We start from the raw sequence: 273 nt of genomic DNA, 5'->3' as shown, positions 1-273 counted from the left end.
ATGTACCAGTGGCGCAAGGGCAACGACACCCTGACTCGCGAGCGCTACGGCCTGGAGCACCATTTCCTGCTCGACAGCCAGGTCGCCGATCGCATCCAGTGGAGCCTGAACTACCAGTTGGCGAAGACCGACCAGGCGACCCGCGAGTTCTACTACCCGATCACCCGCAAGGTCCTGCGCACCCGCGACACTACCTACAAGGAACGCCTGTGGGTCTTCGACAGCCAGTTGGACAAGAGCTTCGCCATCGGCGAGACCGAGCACCTGCTGAGC

Annotated in this window: 1 pseudogene; it reads left to right on the top strand. The window is 62.6% G+C overall.

Going from position 1 to position 273, the window contains the following annotated elements:
* A pseudogene (locus ACLJNW_RS25105) lies at positions 1-273 on the top strand (hypothetical protein); the annotation flags it as partial.

Source organism: Salmonella sp. SAL4457 (assembly GCF_046548235.1).
In the GTDB taxonomy this organism is placed as follows: Bacteria; Pseudomonadota; Gammaproteobacteria; order Enterobacterales; family Enterobacteriaceae; genus Salmonella; species Salmonella enterica.
Note: the sequence above shows the minus strand (reverse complement) of the source record. Positions and strands in the feature narration are given on the sequence as shown.